This window comes from Nitrosospira multiformis (assembly GCF_900103165.1).
GTDB lineage: Bacteria > Pseudomonadota > Gammaproteobacteria > Burkholderiales > Nitrosomonadaceae > Nitrosospira > Nitrosospira multiformis_D.
Map to the genome: position 1 here is coordinate 96,974 of NZ_FNKY01000001.1, position 15,907 is coordinate 112,880.

The window sequence follows — 15,907 nt, forward strand, 5'->3', positions numbered from 1 at the left end:
TCATAATACCATACGCATACTTGTCAACCATAATTCCTCTCGTTCGTTTTACTATCAGATGAAGTGTGTAAATTAAATTACTAACACCATCGAAAGGCATCTATGAAGTTAGGCAAATATCGCTCTATTTTTTCTCCTGCGACAAAGCAGCAAAGAAAAGAAAATTTTGAAAATTACTGGGAATTCACTCAGCATCATGGCGGTGAGCTTTTTGAAGATGATAAAGATCTGGCCAAGAAACGCGCCCGCCTTCAGCACTTTCAAGATAATCCGATAAGATTGCGGCAGCCACTGCCCGATCCCGAAAATTTTTATCGAAATTATGTTGAAATGCAGGATGACCCCGGCTCCCTTGATCGCATGACGTTGATGTTGACGGGAATGTACAAATTCGCCAGACACGAGTGGGTGGGAATAAAAGGCGCGTGGGATTCGGTACCCGATATGGCAAATTCGTACCGGGTGGAGGATAAAATCAGCCGTGTGCATTTGGCCGAAGAATTCTGTCACGTACGCCTGTTCAACGAAATGCTTGTGACATGTGGTCTGGACAGGGTGGAATGGGTGCCCTTGGGACCCATCAAGGAAAAAATCTACGAGCAATTTCCTAAATTTCCGGGGTTTCTAAAGGACTCACCCGCTTTTGTAACTGAATTAATGGGTGTCACTTACTATTGCCATCTAAACCGCCTGTTTGACGATATATTGAGTGATGAACCGGAAGTTCGTGGCCGTTTAAAAGAACTTCTGGATGAAATTACCATTGATGAAGTCGCCCATGTGGGACAACGAAGGAATTTCATCGGCCCGCTGGGTATGAAAATTTCAAAAGCGCTGGTCAAGCCCTTTTATACACTGTTCTTCAATGATATTCCCGAAATCAAACAATTGTTCAATGTAGGACAGATGATTGAAGATGGCATCGCTTTCGACTTTAATAAACTGCCTGATCATATGATTGAACGCAGCTGGATTCCTTCTTACTGCAAAGCCTGAGAAGCATTCCATAACGAATAGGAATCCACGTTTCCCGGCCTGCTATATCGCCAACCCGGTATCCCGCCCGCCCCGCAACATTTCAGCCGCATGTTTGCGCGTAGTTTCGGTGATCTTCTCGCCGCCCAGCATGCGGGCAATCTCTTCGACCCGCTCCTGTTTTTCAAGCACGGTAATGCGGCTCGACACCTTTCCTCCGTTAGCCGGATCAACCGATTTGGTGACTTGCCATTGGTGGTCTCCCGCAGATGCGACTTGTGCCAGATGAGTGATGCACATAACTTGACGTTCGGTACCTAATTTTTTCAGCAACCCCCCCACGATCTCCGCCACGCGCCCGCCTATGCCTGCGTCCACTTCATCAAATATGAGTGTGGGTGCCGCACCGAGCTTGCTGGTGATGACCTGTATCGCCAGGCTGATCCGCGATAACTCGCCGCCGGACGCGACTTTTGCCAAAGGCCGAAGGGGCAGCCCCTGGTGAGCTGAAACCTGAAACTCGATTTGTTCCATGCCATGTGCATTACCTTGTTCAAGCGGGGTTAAAGCCACCGAAAACTCCCCACCCGCCATCGCCAGGGTTTGCATTGCGGCGGTAACCTGCTGCGAAAGCGTTTTGGCCGCTTTTTCTCTTGCCTCACTCAGTTTTTTTGCAAGCCTGAAATATTCATCCCGGACTGCCGTCTCTTCCCTCGCCAATGTCTCACCGTCATCCCCCTGATAGAGTTCGTTCAGCCGGTCGGCCGCTGTTCTCAACAGATCCGGCAATTCGGCAGGGGTAATACGATATTTCCTGGCGGTGGCGTGAATCGCCGATAATCGTTCTTCCATTTCCTGCAAACGCTGAGGGTCAAGATCGAGGCGCTGCTGATAACGTTCCAGTTCGTACACGCCTTCCTGCAACTGAATCTGCGCCGATTCCAGTAAATCCAGCACAATTTTAAGATCGACGTCGCGATCAAGCAGGTTATGCAGACGCGAAATAACCGAGTTGATTTGCGCGAGCGCGGCCGATTCTCCTTCCGATAGACCTTCCAGCCCCATCTGCGCCGCTTCGAGCAAGCTTGCCGCATGCGACAGACGGCTGTGATCGGCTTGTAGCGTTTGCCATTCATCCAGTGAGAAATTCAATGTGGTGATTTCATTGACTTGCCACTCCAGTTGCTCGCGCTCTTGCATGAAAACGGCGGCATTCTGCTCCCAGGCCAGGCGCTGCTGCTGCAAGCTCTGCCAACGGCGATAGACCTCCGCCGTACTTCGATGCAACTCATAGCTGCCTGAAAATGCGTCAAGCAAATCACGTTGCGCATCGTTGCGCAACATGGATTGATGCGCATGCTGACCATGGATATCCACCAGCTTCTCTCCCGCTGCGCGTAGTTGCTGCAAGGTAGCGGAATATCCATTGATAAAACCGCGTGACCGCCCGCCAATATCCACCACCCTGCGCATCAGACATATGCCTCCATCATCATCAGTTTCAAATCCATTCTCGCGCAACCAGTCACCCAACTCGGGTAATTTTCTAACGTCGAACTCCGCGCTGATTTCTGCGCGCTCGCAGCCATTTCGCACCTCACCCGGGTCGCCACGTTCTCCCAGAACGAGCGAAAGCGCATCAATCAGAATGGATTTTCCCGCCCCGGTTTCGCCCGTAAGTACCGTAAAACCGGGTACAAACTCGAGCTCCATCCGGTCGACAATGACAAAATCCCGAATGGTCAAAAACTTCAGCATGATAAGGGGTTCATACCGGATTTCTCGGTAGCCCGCTCCAGCCCAGCTTCTCGCGCAGCATGCGATAGTAGCTATGGTCGGAAGAATGCAACAACGTTGCCTCGTGGGGGGAACGCCGCACCACAACGCTGTCATGTTCCCGCAGATCGAAATGGGAATGGCTGTCGGAGTGGACACGAGCAACCGCGGTGCGATGCATCAGGATTTCCACGATGGCATCAGGTTCCACCACGATAGGGCGATTGCTCAACGTATGTGGACTGACAGGCACCAGCGCGATCAAATCCAGGCTGGGATGAAGAATCGGACCGCCCGCCGACAATGCATAAGCGGTAGAGCCGGTAGGGGTGGCCACAATCAGGCCGTCGGAACGCAGCGAGTAGACGTATTCACCATTAATACGTACCTCGAACTCAATCATGTTGCCGCCCACTCCCCGATTCACCGCCACATCGTTTAACGCCATGGCGCTGAATACGCTGGCGTCATGGCGCATGACCTCAACATATAGCAGCATGCGCCGCTCCATGACATACCGGCCATCCAGCATGGCGCCAAGCGTCTCCACCATGGAATCAATGGAAAGATCCGTAAGGAATCCGAGCCTGCCCTGATTGATACCCACCAATGGCACGTTGAATGGCGCAAGCTTGCGTGCAATATTGAGCATGGTGCCGTCTCCGCCCAGCACGATGGCCAAATCAGCGCGTACGCCGATCTCCTCCATCGTCACGGCGGGATATGCTTTCCCGGCCACATTGGCGGCGGTAAGGCAATCCAGCAAAACTTCCACATCGCGGCTTACCAGATATTGGCCAAGGTGCAACAACGGAGTCGTGATTTCCGGATTCTTGTGCTTGCCGATCAGCGCTATCGTTTTGAATGGGGAACTCATTGATGGATTTAAAATGGGAGACCTGCTATATCGCTGCGAACGACCGGTTATTCAGGAACTTCTGAGTACCCGCCACCAAGGATTTATTCAGAGATTCCCTGATAATTGTTTTCAAGATTAAACCATATCGGGCGTCGGGTGACAAAAGATTCCAGCAATGGTGCGATAAATATGCACAATATAATTCCTATGGCCCCTATAGCCGATTGAAAGAAAAATTTCTGGTGAAAACATAAAGCGGCATTGAAGAATAACCTTGTGAATTGCCGCTTCCGACTGAACAGAATTTTTCGTTAACGGTCAAATGAAGTGAATGGCTAATTCCAGGCTGACAGTTGCCTTGGTACATGGAATTGCTGCTACCTTAGGCCTTAAACCTCTTTAAGCCGGATAACGTAATCCCAGAGCCGGAAAACAGAATCCTGGTGTAAAATAATGCCATGCTCAATCAACGCGCAAAAATTCTGCTCAAAACCCTGGTCGAACGGTATATCAGCGAAGGCCAGCCGGTAGGCTCACGCTCGCTTTCCAAGTTTTCGGGCCTGGATCTGAGCGCCGCCACCATACGCAACGTGATGGCTGACCTCGAGGAAATGGGCTTCGTGGCCAGCCCCCATACTTCAGCCGGACGTGTACCGACCCATCGAGGCTACCGTTTTTTTATCGATACACTACTGGTGGTCAAGCCCCTCGATGTTATCGAGATCCACCAGCTTGAAGATCAATTGACCCCGAACCACCCTTCACGGTTGATCAATTCCGCTTCGCAGTTGCTGTCGGAATTGACACGTTTTGCCGGCGTGGTGGTAACTCCCAAGCGTAGCAGCGCGGTATTCCGCTATATCGAATTCATGGCCTTATCGGAGAAGCGCATTCTGCTGATTATCGTCACGCCGGAAGGCGATGTTCAGAATCGCGTGCTTTTCACCGACAGACCCTACAGCCAGACGGAGCTAATTGAGGCGGCCAATTTCATTAATCAGAATTATGCCGGTTGCACTTTTGATGAAATCCGCATCCGCCTTCAAAGCGAATTGAAGCAATTGCGCCACGACATGACCAATCTCATGACCGCGGCCATTGAACTGGGGAGTGAGGCAATCCAGGCAAATAGCGAAGCAGTGGTCGTCGCGGGCGAACGCAAGCTGCTTGATGTACATGATTTAGCCAGCAACATGACCAGCCTGAAGAAGCTGTTTGATCTGTTCGAACGTAAAACCGTATTATTGCAGTTGCTGGAATTCAGCCGCAAGGCGGAAGGTGTACAGATCTTCATTGGCGACGAGTCGGGTGTGTTGACGCTGGATGAATTCAGCGTAGTTACCGCACCTTACGAGGTAGACGGAAAAGTCGTGGGGACCGTGGGGGTGGTTGGCCCCACGCGCATGGCTTACGAACGTATCATTCCGATTGTGGATGCAACCGCCAGACTGCTCTCCAGTGCATTGTCGCAACATTAGTTACTCCATTCCGTCTTGAATCAGCGATCGGCATTCACCTCCTAAGCTCGCTACCCAATTCTATTTCTTATGAGAAACGCGAACAAGGCAACGGGGGCAGTGCCCGTAGAGTTGGAAATACAGTCAATCCGTTATTGCTTCTAATGAAGATTGAAATAACTTGATTTCCCCCGAACCTGCTTACGAGCACGGCACCCAAAGCCTGACGGGCATTCTGCTGGTCAATCTTGGCACGCCCGATGCTCCTACCGCCCAGGCACTACGGCCTTATCTCAAACAATTTCTGAGCAATCCGCGGGTCATTGAAATATCGCCATGGGCATGGTGGCCGATTCTGAACGGCGTCATACTCAACACTCGGCCCAAAAAATCGGCGGAAAAGTATGCACAAGTGTGGATGCCGGAAGGCTCACCGTTGAAAGTCCACACCGAGCGCCAGACTCGATTGCTGCGTAATGCCCTGGCGGATCGCGCTCATCCCGCGCCGATGATTGAATATGCGATGAGCATTGGAAATCCTTCCATCGCGGAAGTGCTGGGGCGAATGAAGCAGCATGGCTGTGAACGCATCCTGGTACTGCCGCTCTACCCCCAATATGCCTCCAGCAGCACCGCCTCAGCCTTCGACGAAGTCTTCGCGCAGCTGGGAAAGATGCGCAACACGCCTGCCATACGCACCGTAAAGCATTACCACGACCATCCGGGCTATATCGCCGCACTGGCGCAGAATGTGCAAGATTACTGGATGACAGCCGGCAAACCCGATAAGCTGGTGATAAGTTTTCACGGCGTGCCGCGCTTCACCCTGGACAAAGGCGATCCCTACCACTGCGAATGCCAGAAAACGGGGCGATTGCTGGCTGAGGCGCTTGAACTCAAAACGGACGAGTACCAGATTTGTTTCCAGTCAAGATTTGGACGGACGGAATGGCTAAGACCCTATACCGCGGTAACATTGGAACAACTCGGCAAACAAAATATACGGCGCGTGGACGTCGTCTGCCCCGGCTTCGTTTCCGACTGCCTTGAAACCCTGGAAGAAATCGCCATGGAAGGCAAGGCCATTTTCATCCAGGCTGGCGGTCACGAGTTTCATTACATTCCCTGCCTCAATGAACGTGACGACTGGATACGGGCCCTGGCCGACATCGCACTTGCTAATTTGCACGGATGGCTGAGTCTGGAGCATTCAGAAGAGCAATTGGCCCAATCACGGCAGCGGGCGCTGGAAAGGGGAGCTACGAAATAAGGGTTAACAGGCCCTAGTGCGAGCACTTGCTAGACTTTCTAGCCGCGATTGCCGAACCGGCTGCGTATAAATTGAATAATGCCCGGCAGAATCGAAATAATAATGATCCCAAAAATGAAAAAGGTCAGGTTATTTTTCACTATCGGTACGTTGCCGAAGAAAAAGCCGCCAAACACAAAGAAACTGATCCAGAAAACACTGCCGAATGCGCTGTACGCCATAAAATGCGTATAAACCATACGCCCAACACCGGCAACGAAAGGCGCAAAGGTACGCACAATGGGCAGAAAGCGTGCAAAGATAATGGTCTTGCCGCCATGCTTTTCATAGAATCGTTGAGTTTTTTCCAGATGGGCGCGATTTAATAAACGTGAATCCGCGCGGCTGAATATTTTGGGGCCGAAATAGCGTCCAATCCAGTAATTCGTGTTGTCACCGCAAAATGCGGCCAGCATCAGCAGCGCCGCCAGCCATTGAACGTCCATGGCCCCGCTTGCGGCAATCGCACCCGCCACGAACAGCAGCGAGTCCCCCGGCAGGAACGGCGTCACCACCAACCCGGTCTCACAAAAGATTATCAGGAACAGAATAAGATAAATCCAGTTGCCGTAATTCTGAACCAGCCAGATGAGATGCTTATCCAGATGCAGGATGATATCGATGAAAGTGGCGAGCAGTTCCAAAACGAGCCTTGGACAAAACTGAGACTAAACTGAGAGTAACGTAGGACGAGGCTGAAAGATCGCTACATCAAGGTACCGCTTCTGCCTCTTCCTTCTTTTTTTCAGGCTTGACGATGTCCTCACGCGAAACGCCCAGCAACATAAGGAGCGGGCTTGCCACCAGCACCGAGGAATAAATACCAAACAGGATGCCGATAGTAAGCGCCAAGGCAAAGTAATGCAGTGCCTCGCCGCCGAACAGCAGCATGGAGACCACAACCATCTGGGTACTGCCATGGGTGATGATGGTGCGCGACATGGTGCGGGTAATCGCATTATCGATGACTTGCGCCACGGGGGCCTTGCGCATCTTGCGGAAGTTTTCCCGTATCCGGTCGAATATCACCACCGATTCATTTACCGAATAGCCAAGAATCGCCAATATGGCCGCCAGCACGGTGAGCGAGAATTCCCACTGAAAAAAGGCGAAGAAACCGAGAATGATCACGACGTCATGAAGATTGGCGATAATTCCCGACACACCGAATTTCCACTCGAAACGTACCGCCAGATAAGCCACGATGCCAAGCGACACGATCAATAACGCCAATGCACCGTTCTCGACCAATTCTTTGCCCACCTGCGGGCCGACAAACTCTACGCGGCGTATCTCCGCAGCTGCGTCATCCTGACGCAGGGCGGCAATCACTGTTTCGGACAACTTGGCGCTGGACATATCCGGCTTGGCGGGCAACCTTATCAACACATCACGGGATGTGCCAAAATTCTGCACGCTGACATCCGGCATTCCAAGTTTTACGAGTATATTCCGCACTTTGTTGATGTCCGCCGATTGCGTATAGCCGACTTCCATTACCGTGCCGCCGGTAAAATCCACACCCAGATTCAATCCCTTGGTAAAGAGAAAAAATACCGACACAACAAAAGTCAGTAACGAAATGGTGGTGGTATATTTCCCCCAGCTCATGAAGGGGATATCGTGCTTGATTCTAAAAAATTCCATCCGGCCCTATCTCCTGCTTGTTTTCTGCCTATTCTTCACTCATTTTCACTTATTTTTCAGTCCGGCAGGCCGCTTCGGCCTACTCATTCCCTGCATCAGCGCTTATCACTCACCGGCTTCCAAATTTGCCCAATGGAAACCCCATCCAGTTTACGGCGGCTGCCATATGTCAAATTGACTAATCCGCGCGAAACCATTACCGCACTGAATACTGAAGTCAGAATACCCAAACACAACACTACAGCAAATCCCTTGATAGGACCGCTACCGAATGCGAATAAAGCAATGCCGGCGATCAGGGTAGTAACGTTGGAGTCAAGGATGGTGCCAAATGCCCTTTCATATCCCGCATTAATCGCGGCTTGCGGCGATACCCCATTGCGGAGTTCATCGCGAACACGTTCATTGATCAGCACATTCGCATCGATTGCCATGCCTATGGTAAGTGCAATCGCCGCCATACCCGGAAGTGTCAGCGTCGCCTGCAAAATCGATAGAAGGCCTATCAAAAGCAGCAGATTCACACCCAGCGCCACTACGGAAATGACACCAAACATCAGATAGTAGGCCATCATGAAAATGGCGATCCCCAAAAAGCCATACAACGTGGAATTAAATCCGCGTGCAATGTTGTCTGCGCCAAGGCTGGGCCCTACCGTGCGCTCCTCAATGATATCCATCGGCGCGGCCAGCGCCCCGGCACGTAATAGCAGCGCCACATCCCTCGCTTCCTCGGTACTCATGCGTCCGGTGATCTGTACCCTTCCGCCCCCGATCTCCTCGCGGATAACCGGTGCTGTCACGACTTCCGCCTGATTCTTCTCGATCAGCAAAATAGCCATGCGCTTGCCGACATTATCGCGCGTCAACTGTCTGAAAATTCGTGCGCCATTATTGTCGAGGTTAAGGTGAACCGCGGGCTGATTGTTACTATCGAAACCGGCCTGCGCGTCATTGATACGATCACCCGTCAACACCACTTGCTTTTTGACCAGCAACGGACCGCCGCCGCGCTCGTTATAAAGCTCGGTTCCGAATGGAACCTGCCCGCGCAGTGCTGCGGCCAGATCACGCTCCTCGTCCACCATGCGCACTTCCAGTGTGGCGGTGCGTCCCAGAATATCCTTGGCTTTGGCGGTGTCCTGTACGCCGGGCAATTGCACGACCACGCGGTCAGCGCCGGCCTGTTGAATAATAGGTTCTGCCACACCGAGTTCATTGACACGGTTACGCAGCGTGGTGATGTTCTGCTGCACGGCGGTATCCTGGATAAGTTTCTGTGCTTCCGGCTTGAGGCTAGCAGTGAGATGAAACTCGTCCCCCACACTGCGCTCGCGCAAGCTTAAATCAGGATATGCCTTCTTGATCTCGGTCTCAGCCTTGGCGCGAGACTCAGGATCACGGAATTTGACAGTGATCATTGAGCTATCCTTATCAAGCCCGATATACTGGATTTTTTGCTCGCGCAAGCTGCTGCGTATATCGGCGCTGAAGCGGTCGAGCGCTTTGGAGAGCGCCCCGTGCATATCCACTTGTAACATGAAATGAACGCCGCCACGCAGATCGAGCCCCAGATACATGGGCAACGCGCCGATGCTGGTCAGCCATTGAGGAGAATTGGGAAGAAGATTCAGCGCTACCATGTAACCGTTACCCAGCACCGACTGAAGCATGTCCTTGGCCTTGATTTGCGTATCGGTGTCGGTGAAGCGCACCTTGACGCCCCCTGTCTCAAGGAACATTCCGGTAGTGGCAAGATTAGCCTTCTTTAACGCGTCCTCAACCCGTTGCAGCAGCGCGGTATCGGCTTTGGCGGCGGTACGTAACGGGGAAATCTGTACTGCGGGCGACTCACCATAAAAATTCGGCAGGGTATAGAGCAGTCCGAGCAGTATCGAAACCGCGATAATCAGGTATTTCCAGGCAGGGTAGCGGTTCATGGTTTTGGGATGGATACTAAGGAAAAGAAGGTACAAAAAGGACGATGCCGCACCCTCATGTCTTGCCTTACCGGAATCTGTTTATTCCTTCTCGATACTGTTCAACGTCCCCTTGGGGAGCAGGGTCTGAATGGCGGTCTTTTGAATGACGATCTGCACATTTTCAGCAATCTGGAGAATTACGTAATTACCGCTGACTTTGCTCACACGCCCTAGCTGACCACCTGTGGTCGCCACTTCATCGCCCTTTTGCAGCGCCTCTATCATCAGCTTCTGTTCCTTGGCGCGCTTCGCCTGAGGACGAATCAGCAGAAGGTAAAATACGGCGAATATGCCGATCAACGGAAGCAGGCTCATAAAATCAGCACCGGTTGGGGCAGCAGCGGCCTGGGCGAAAGCTTCACTAATCAGCATGACATTCTCCGATGATAGTTAAAACCCAGATAATCCTATTAGGCGGCCCTCTCCGAGCCTACTCGAGTTCTAATAGATTATCTGGGCTGAAAAAACGCGATTTTAGCATGATGCGGCGCGGGCTTGAAATTCTTGCGCATATTCTTCGAACTTGCCCCTCTCGATTGCAGCACGGATTTCACTCATCAACTGCTGGTAATAATACAGATTGTGCAGCGTGTTGAGACGGGCGCCGAGGATTTCGTTGATTCGTTGCAGATGATGCAGATAAGCGCGGGTGAAATGACGGCAGGTATAGCACCCGCATTCCGCATCCGGCGGCGCTGTGTCCAGGCGGTATTGACTGTTGCGCAGCTTGATTATCCCGTTGCGCGTAAATAGCCAGCCATTGCGCGCATTGCGCGTAGGGAGCACGCAGTCGAACATATCCACACCCTGCGCTACGGCGTTGATGATATCCGCCGGCGTTCCGACACCCATCAGGTAACGCGGCCGTTCCGCGGGTAATTGCGGCGCGACATGCTTGAGGATGCGCTGCATGTCATCTTTAGGTTCGCCCACCGACAGCCCGCCGATGGCATAGCCGTCGAAACCGATATCCCGCAATCCCGCAAGCGATTTGTCGCGCAGATTCTCGTACATCCCACCCTGGACGATGCCAAACAATGCATTGGGATTGCCGCCATCGTTTTCATGCGCGCATTTTGAGCGTTCCGCCCAGCGCAAACTCAACTCCATGGATTCATCTGCTGTGCGCTCGTCCGCCGGATAAGGGGTGCACTCGTCGAATATCATTACGATGTCCGAATTGAGTATGCGCTGGATGCGCATCGATTCTTCCGGCGTAAGAAAACATGCGTCGCCATTCACCGGCGAGCGAAACTTGACTCCCTGTTCGGTAATCTTGTTCATAACTCCCAGGCTGAATACCTGGAAACCACCGGAATCCGTCAGTATGGGCCCGTCCCAGCCCATGAAGCCGTGGAGCCCGCCGTGGGCCTTGATCACCTCAAGGCCGGGACGCAGCCACAAATGGAAGGTGTTGCCAAGCACGATATGCGCGTTAACTTCCCGCAACTCCGCAGGCGACATCGTTTTTACCGCGCCATAGGTCCCCACCGGCATGAACGCGGGCGTTTCCACCACGCCGTGTGTCAGCGTCAGGGTCGCGCGACGCGCTAAGCCCTCGCTACGGTGCAGTTGAAATTTCATGTTAGATCAAGCAATTGAATAATTTATTCTTATAAGTGATATCGGGGAAGTACGTAGTGGGAGCTATTTTACCTGGCGAGATCAACAGCGGCGTACTTTACACGTCGCTGAACACCGGTTCACGCACTGTCCATCCGTTGGATCATACAAGAGGATTCAGGTCTATGATTCCCTTTCAATCAGCATGGCATCACCGTAGCTGAAAAAGCGATAGCGCTCATTTATCGCGTGTTGATAAGCGCGGCGGATATTCTCCGCTCCGCCAAACGCGGATACAAGCATCAGCAAGGTTGAGCGGGGTAAATGAAAATTGGTCAGCAAACGCTCCACTACCTGCAAACGATAACCCGGTGTGATAAAAATATCAGTATCGCCATGACCCGATTGCAGTTCGCCCTTACCCGCCGCGGCCGCAGCTTCCAGCGCTCGCAGCGATGTCGTCCCAACCGCCAGTACCCGGCCGCCACTGGCTTTCGCGCGCTGGATTGATTCGACTGTTTCCTGCGGCACATGAAAAATTTCCCTGTGCATTTTGTGATCGGCAATGTCTTCCACCCGGACAGGCTGGAATGTGCCCAACCCGACATGTAGCGTCACATGCGCAATCACCACACCCATTTCGCCTAATGTGCTCAGCATGCTTTCATCGAAATGCAGACCCGCCGTGGGTGCCGCCACGGCACCCGCCTGTTTCGCGTAGACTGTCTGGTAGCGCGCTTCATCCGTTTCTGTCACCGTGCGCGCGATGTATGGCGGCAGTGGCAGACTGCCGTAACGCTCCAATAACTCGATCACGGTCCATTGGTGATCGAAGCGCAAGGTATAAAGGTCCTGCTCGCGCGCCAATACCGTTACCTCGATTGCATCCGCAAGGAAGAGTTTCGAGCCGGGTTTCGGCGCGTGACTGGCGCGAATGACCGCCCGTACGCACTGTACGTCCAGCACCCGCTCCACCATCACCTCCACCCTGCCGCCGCTGCCCTTCACCCCAAACAAGCGCGCCTTGATGACGCGGGTGTCGTTGAACACCATTACGTCGCCAGCCCGAACATATCGGGGCAAATCGGCAAACATCGCATCCCGCAGCACGCCGCTCGACCCCTCCAGATGCAACATGCGGCTGCTGGCGCGCTCCTCGGCCGGGAACTGCGTAATAAGCCCGGAGGGGAGATTAAAATCGAAATCCTGAACTTTCATCGCGCGTATTATACCGATGTGTCCTGCTCAGGTTGCCGCGACCTGTATTTTCAGTAATAATGCCCCTCCTGAAAAGACATTGCCGGGATGGCGGAATTGGTAGACGCACGGGACTCAAAATCCCGCGACTGCGAGGTCATGGGGGTTCGATTCCCCCTCCCGGCACCACGGATGAGCTAATACATTTAGTTTATTCAATAAGTTACGCAGGACTTGGATTCCGCGTGGTGGTGCTTTTGTGCATGAAACTACTGCTCGGAAGCATGCTTAACGGAGTGGTGCTACAGTCTTTCGCGACCCGATTCGTTAGAAGAAGTCGCCCCAGTAATCCTGTCCCTAAATATTCGCCAGGAAGTGCTGACGTGTAATGCCGAAAGAGTGGACCAACATCCCTATTCCCTTTCCCACCAAAGCAACTACGCCTACCATAAAAAAATCCACCTATTGCCCACTGAAAATAGTGGATGTAAAGGCTTTAATTATCAATAAATCAACCCCTATTGCGGCTAATCCGAGTGCTATTAACTTGCCGCACGCGGCGAGGCTAATGGCCGACTCTTGCGGGTTCATATTCATGGAATTGCTCTCTATATAGAAATTATTTATAGAGAGTGAGAAATGAAGGGAGTGTCAATGCCGGGACAAGCTAACGCATATCCACTTTTTTATTGAAGCCATTCGACAATTACAAATCAGCTGCTATAAATATAATCAAGTTCCTTGGGGGGCGATTGGTGGCTCCACAAACATATGCGGCAGAATAAGAAAGGCGATGAGTCCTATTTTATTTACCCAAAATACAGCATAGGCAGGACTCATCACACGCATCGTTCTACCTTACATTTTTTTGCAACAGAAGCCTTGTTATTTCGCTATCTACCGCATTGTAAGAAATTATGAAATCCACCCATTCGATTGCGAATGCCTCTCGATGGCGGTACCGCATTCGTGTGTCGTTCGATCTCGACGACACACTGACCAGCCATTGCCGCAAAGTACCGATTGAAACAAGCCTGTTCCCTACCTTCATTCATCAGTGGCTGGGCGAACCGTTACGCCGCGGGACCAAAAGGTTATTTCGTGAGTTGCGTCACCGTGATTGCAGCGTCTGGATATATACAAGTTCTGGACGATCGTCCACTTACATCCAACGCTGGTTCCTACTTCACGGTATTCGCATCGACGGCGTCGTTAACGGGAACCGTCACCACCGCGCGTTAAACCGGCACTACCTACAGCGCTTACCTTCGAAGTTTCCACCGGCCTTTGGTATCGACCTTCATGTCGATGACTCGGAGGGCGTGAAGATGGAAGGAGACGAACTCGGCTTCCGGGTTCTCGTTATCCATCCTCACGACGAGCACTGGATGGAGAAAGTGCTAGATGCTGTTGCCACGCTTAGACATGCCTGATTTCGAAAGACTTATTGGAGTGCCGAAAAGGTAGTCAGAGGTAGTCAGGGAAAAATTTCCGGAACAATCATTTTCAGCGAAACTGGGTTGCGCGTGTACTTCGGGTAGCGCTCCCTCGCATGCAGCATATTAAAGCCATCTAAAACCATCTAAAACCATCTAAAGCCATCGAATTAGGAAAATATCCCTAGTCAAATTGATGTTTTTGCAAATTGTAATATTTACGTAACAAGTTCTGCATAGAATCTAAAAGCTATTGATGTTCTTCCGGAAAATTGGTAGCGGTGAGAACTGGAGGTAGAGTGGCTCCCCAAGACCCCGAGGGGCAAGGATCAGTGATGAAGAAATCGAGATTCTCAAAGGAGCAGATCATCAATGCATTGCGGCTGGCCGACAGCGGCAGCCGGCGGTCGATATGTGCCGACAGATCAGCGTGTCGGAGGGCCACGTTCTACATGTGGAAGGAGAACTACGCGGACTTGGGTGTGAGCTAGCTACACAAGCTCAAGCAGCAGTGCAAACCACCGAAGCGGCCTGTCTATCGTTTCAAGCTGTCCGGTTTTCGGGGAAACGTCACTATCATATATAGGTGAGCATTCATGAAAAAGCCATTTCTATACACTGTTCTTGTTACCGTTGTTACGTTAACCACATCTTCTCTCTCTTTCGCAGACAGAGTCCGGCTGACTGGTTCCGGCGCGAGCTTCCCTGCGCCGATCTACCTCAGCTGGTTTAAGAACCTTAACAAAGCAAACCCTAATCTCGTCGTGGATTATCAGTCCAAGGGTAGCGGCGCCGGTGTACAGGACTTCTTAAATAAAACGGTCGATTTCGCTGCGAGCGATTCGGCGATGAAAACGGAAGACATGGCCAAGGTTTCTGAAGGGGTGCAACTTCTGCCGATGACCGCAGGAGAAATCATCGTCACCTACAACCTTCCGGGCAACCCCAAAGGACTAAAGTTGCCACGTGATGTTTATCCCAACATCTTTCTTGGCAAGATCACTAAATGGAATGACCCTAAGATTGCTGCAGCCAACCCTGGTGTAAAGCTTCCTGACACGCCGATTACCGTCGTAGTACGCGCCGATTCCAGTGGCACGACCGCAGTTTTCACTAAACATCTGTCGGCCATCAATGCCGAATTCAAGAGCACGCTTGGCGAAGGCAATACTGTGAATTGGCCCGCAACCAACAAATTCATAAAATCGCCCAAGAACGATGGAGTGACCGCTACCGTACGCCAGACACCGGGCGCCATCGGCTACATTGAATACAGCTACGCAAAACTAGCCAAGGTCGAGTCTGCACTATTACAGAACAAAGACGGCAAATTTGTGACCCCGGGTAATAGTGTTGAAACCCTGGCCGCCATCAAGATCCCTGAAGATATGATCGCTTGGGCACCAGATCCCGAGGGTGCGAATTCTTACCCCATCGTTACCTATACGTGGATGATCTTCCGCAAGAACAACAGCGATGCACAGAAGGCCAAAGCCATGCGCGACATGGTCGAATTTGGGCTCACCGAAGGACAGAAGATGGCGGATGCGTTGGGCTACATCCCGTTGCCGCAGTCGGTGGTTGAACAGGTTCGCAAGGCTGCTGCCAACATCAAGTAAGCAAAAGTTCTACGTGGATCCGAGGTCGTGTCATACCTCAGATCCACGAACAAGGCTTATAAAGCAAGAGGGTTGCAAAGACCCCTT

At 52.0% G+C, this 15,907-nt stretch carries 14 protein-coding genes and 1 tRNA gene; 7 read left to right on the forward strand and 8 right to left on the reverse strand.

Annotated features, from left to right (window positions below; all coding sequences use genetic code 11):
- Positions 1-102 precede the first annotated feature (102 nt).
- The gene (locus BLR00_RS00430) at positions 103-996 is read left to right on the forward strand and encodes a hypothetical protein (RefSeq protein WP_074630304.1); all 894 of its coding nucleotides are present in this window, start codon (positions 103-105) and stop codon (positions 994-996) included.
- Between the two features lie 42 nt (positions 997-1,038).
- Here the strand turns inward: BLR00_RS00430 and recN are convergent, their stop codons facing one another.
- Both recN and BLR00_RS00440 read right to left on the reverse strand, forming a co-directional pair.
- Positions 1,039-2,733 carry a DNA repair protein RecN gene (recN, locus tag BLR00_RS00435; RefSeq protein WP_074630305.1) on the reverse strand — a complete coding sequence of 565 codons (1,695 nt, stop codon included), beginning with the start codon at positions 2,731-2,733 and terminating at the stop codon, positions 1,039-1,041.
- A 10-nt stretch (positions 2,734-2,743) separates the two neighbouring features.
- Positions 2,744-3,628, reverse strand: coding sequence for an NAD kinase (locus tag BLR00_RS00440; protein ID WP_074630306.1), 885 nt, complete (start codon positions 3,626-3,628; stop codon positions 2,744-2,746).
- Between the two features lie 440 nt (positions 3,629-4,068).
- On the opposite strand from BLR00_RS00440, the gene hrcA reads away from it, so the two are divergent.
- Positions 4,069-5,088, forward strand: coding sequence for a heat-inducible transcriptional repressor HrcA (gene hrcA, locus BLR00_RS00445; RefSeq protein ID WP_074630307.1), 1,020 nt, complete (start codon positions 4,069-4,071; stop codon positions 5,086-5,088).
- 163 nt (positions 5,089-5,251) lie between these two features.
- Entirely contained in the window at positions 5,252-6,337 is a 1,086-nt protein-coding gene (hemH, locus tag BLR00_RS00450; RefSeq protein ID WP_074634051.1) for a ferrochelatase, read from the forward strand.
- A gap of 38 nt (positions 6,338-6,375) precedes the next feature.
- Here the strand turns inward: hemH and BLR00_RS00455 are convergent, their stop codons facing one another.
- The 6 genes from BLR00_RS00455 to queA form a co-directional block, all read right to left on the reverse strand.
- Positions 6,376-7,020, reverse strand: a complete 645-nt coding sequence (locus BLR00_RS00455) for a DedA family protein (RefSeq protein WP_074630308.1) — start codon at positions 7,018-7,020, stop codon at positions 6,376-6,378.
- Positions 7,021-7,087: 67 nt separating this feature from the next.
- Positions 7,088-8,023 carry a protein translocase subunit SecF gene (gene secF / locus BLR00_RS00460; RefSeq protein ID WP_074630309.1) on the reverse strand — a complete coding sequence of 312 codons (936 nt, stop codon included), beginning with the start codon at positions 8,021-8,023 and terminating at the stop codon, positions 7,088-7,090.
- Positions 8,024-8,118: 95 nt separating this feature from the next.
- Positions 8,119-9,963 carry a protein translocase subunit SecD gene (gene secD, locus BLR00_RS00465; RefSeq protein ID WP_074630310.1) on the reverse strand — a complete coding sequence of 615 codons (1,845 nt, stop codon included), beginning with the start codon at positions 9,961-9,963 and terminating at the stop codon, positions 8,119-8,121.
- A gap of 81 nt (positions 9,964-10,044) precedes the next feature.
- On the reverse strand, positions 10,045-10,377 hold the full coding sequence (gene yajC / locus BLR00_RS00470) for a preprotein translocase subunit YajC (RefSeq protein WP_074630311.1): 333 nt from the start codon (positions 10,375-10,377) through the stop codon (positions 10,045-10,047).
- A gap of 102 nt (positions 10,378-10,479) precedes the next feature.
- The gene (tgt, locus tag BLR00_RS00475; protein ID WP_074630312.1) at positions 10,480-11,589 is read right to left on the reverse strand and encodes a tRNA guanosine(34) transglycosylase Tgt; all 1,110 of its coding nucleotides are present in this window, start codon (positions 11,587-11,589) and stop codon (positions 10,480-10,482) included.
- Positions 11,590-11,751: 162 nt separating this feature from the next.
- Complete coding sequence (gene queA / locus BLR00_RS00480; RefSeq protein WP_074630313.1) at positions 11,752-12,786, reverse strand: tRNA preQ1(34) S-adenosylmethionine ribosyltransferase-isomerase QueA; 1,035 nt, start codon at positions 12,784-12,786, stop codon at positions 11,752-11,754.
- A gap of 81 nt (positions 12,787-12,867) precedes the next feature.
- Here queA and BLR00_RS00485 point away from each other — a divergent pair.
- The 4 genes from BLR00_RS00485 to pstS all read left to right on the forward strand — a co-directional run bounded on the left by BLR00_RS00485 (position 12,868) and on the right by pstS (position 15,820).
- A tRNA-Leu gene (locus BLR00_RS00485) sits at positions 12,868-12,954 on the forward strand.
- Between the two features lie 728 nt (positions 12,955-13,682).
- Entirely contained in the window at positions 13,683-14,198 is a 516-nt protein-coding gene (locus tag BLR00_RS16095) for an HAD family hydrolase (protein ID WP_143007613.1), read from the forward strand.
- 338 nt (positions 14,199-14,536) lie between these two features.
- Positions 14,537-14,692, forward strand: a complete 156-nt coding sequence (locus tag BLR00_RS17145) for a transposase (RefSeq protein ID WP_107797621.1) — start codon at positions 14,537-14,539, stop codon at positions 14,690-14,692.
- Positions 14,693-14,797: 105 nt separating this feature from the next.
- Positions 14,798-15,820, forward strand: a complete 1,023-nt coding sequence (gene pstS, locus BLR00_RS00500; RefSeq protein ID WP_074630315.1) for a phosphate ABC transporter substrate-binding protein PstS — start codon at positions 14,798-14,800, stop codon at positions 15,818-15,820.
- Positions 15,821-15,907 lie beyond the last annotated feature (87 nt).

Coding starts and splice junctions, on each gene's coding strand:
- secF (WP_074630309.1), bottom strand. CDS start 8,023: ATGGAATTTTTTAGAATCAAGCACGATATCCCCTTCATGAGCTGGGGG.
- BLR00_RS00430 (WP_074630304.1), top strand. CDS start 103: ATGAAGTTAGGCAAATATCGCTCTATTTTTTCTCCTGCGACAAAGCAG.
- recN (WP_074630305.1), bottom strand. CDS start 2,733: ATGCTGAAGTTTTTGACCATTCGGGATTTTGTCATTGTCGACCGGATG.
- BLR00_RS16095 (WP_143007613.1), top strand. CDS start 13,683: ATGAAATCCACCCATTCGATTGCGAATGCCTCTCGATGGCGGTACCGC.
- queA (WP_074630313.1), bottom strand. CDS start 12,786: ATGAAAGTTCAGGATTTCGATTTTAATCTCCCCTCCGGGCTTATTACG.
- yajC (WP_074630311.1), bottom strand. CDS start 10,377: ATGCTGATTAGTGAAGCTTTCGCCCAGGCCGCTGCTGCCCCAACCGGT.
- hrcA (WP_074630307.1), top strand. CDS start 4,069: ATGCTCAATCAACGCGCAAAAATTCTGCTCAAAACCCTGGTCGAACGG.
- secD (WP_074630310.1), bottom strand. CDS start 9,963: ATGAACCGCTACCCTGCCTGGAAATACCTGATTATCGCGGTTTCGATA.
- pstS (WP_074630315.1), top strand. CDS start 14,798: ATGAAAAAGCCATTTCTATACACTGTTCTTGTTACCGTTGTTACGTTA.
- tgt (WP_074630312.1), bottom strand. CDS start 11,589: ATGAAATTTCAACTGCACCGTAGCGAGGGCTTAGCGCGTCGCGCGACC.
- BLR00_RS00440 (WP_074630306.1), bottom strand. CDS start 3,628: ATGAGTTCCCCATTCAAAACGATAGCGCTGATCGGCAAGCACAAGAAT.
- BLR00_RS17145 (WP_107797621.1), top strand. CDS start 14,537: ATGAAGAAATCGAGATTCTCAAAGGAGCAGATCATCAATGCATTGCGG.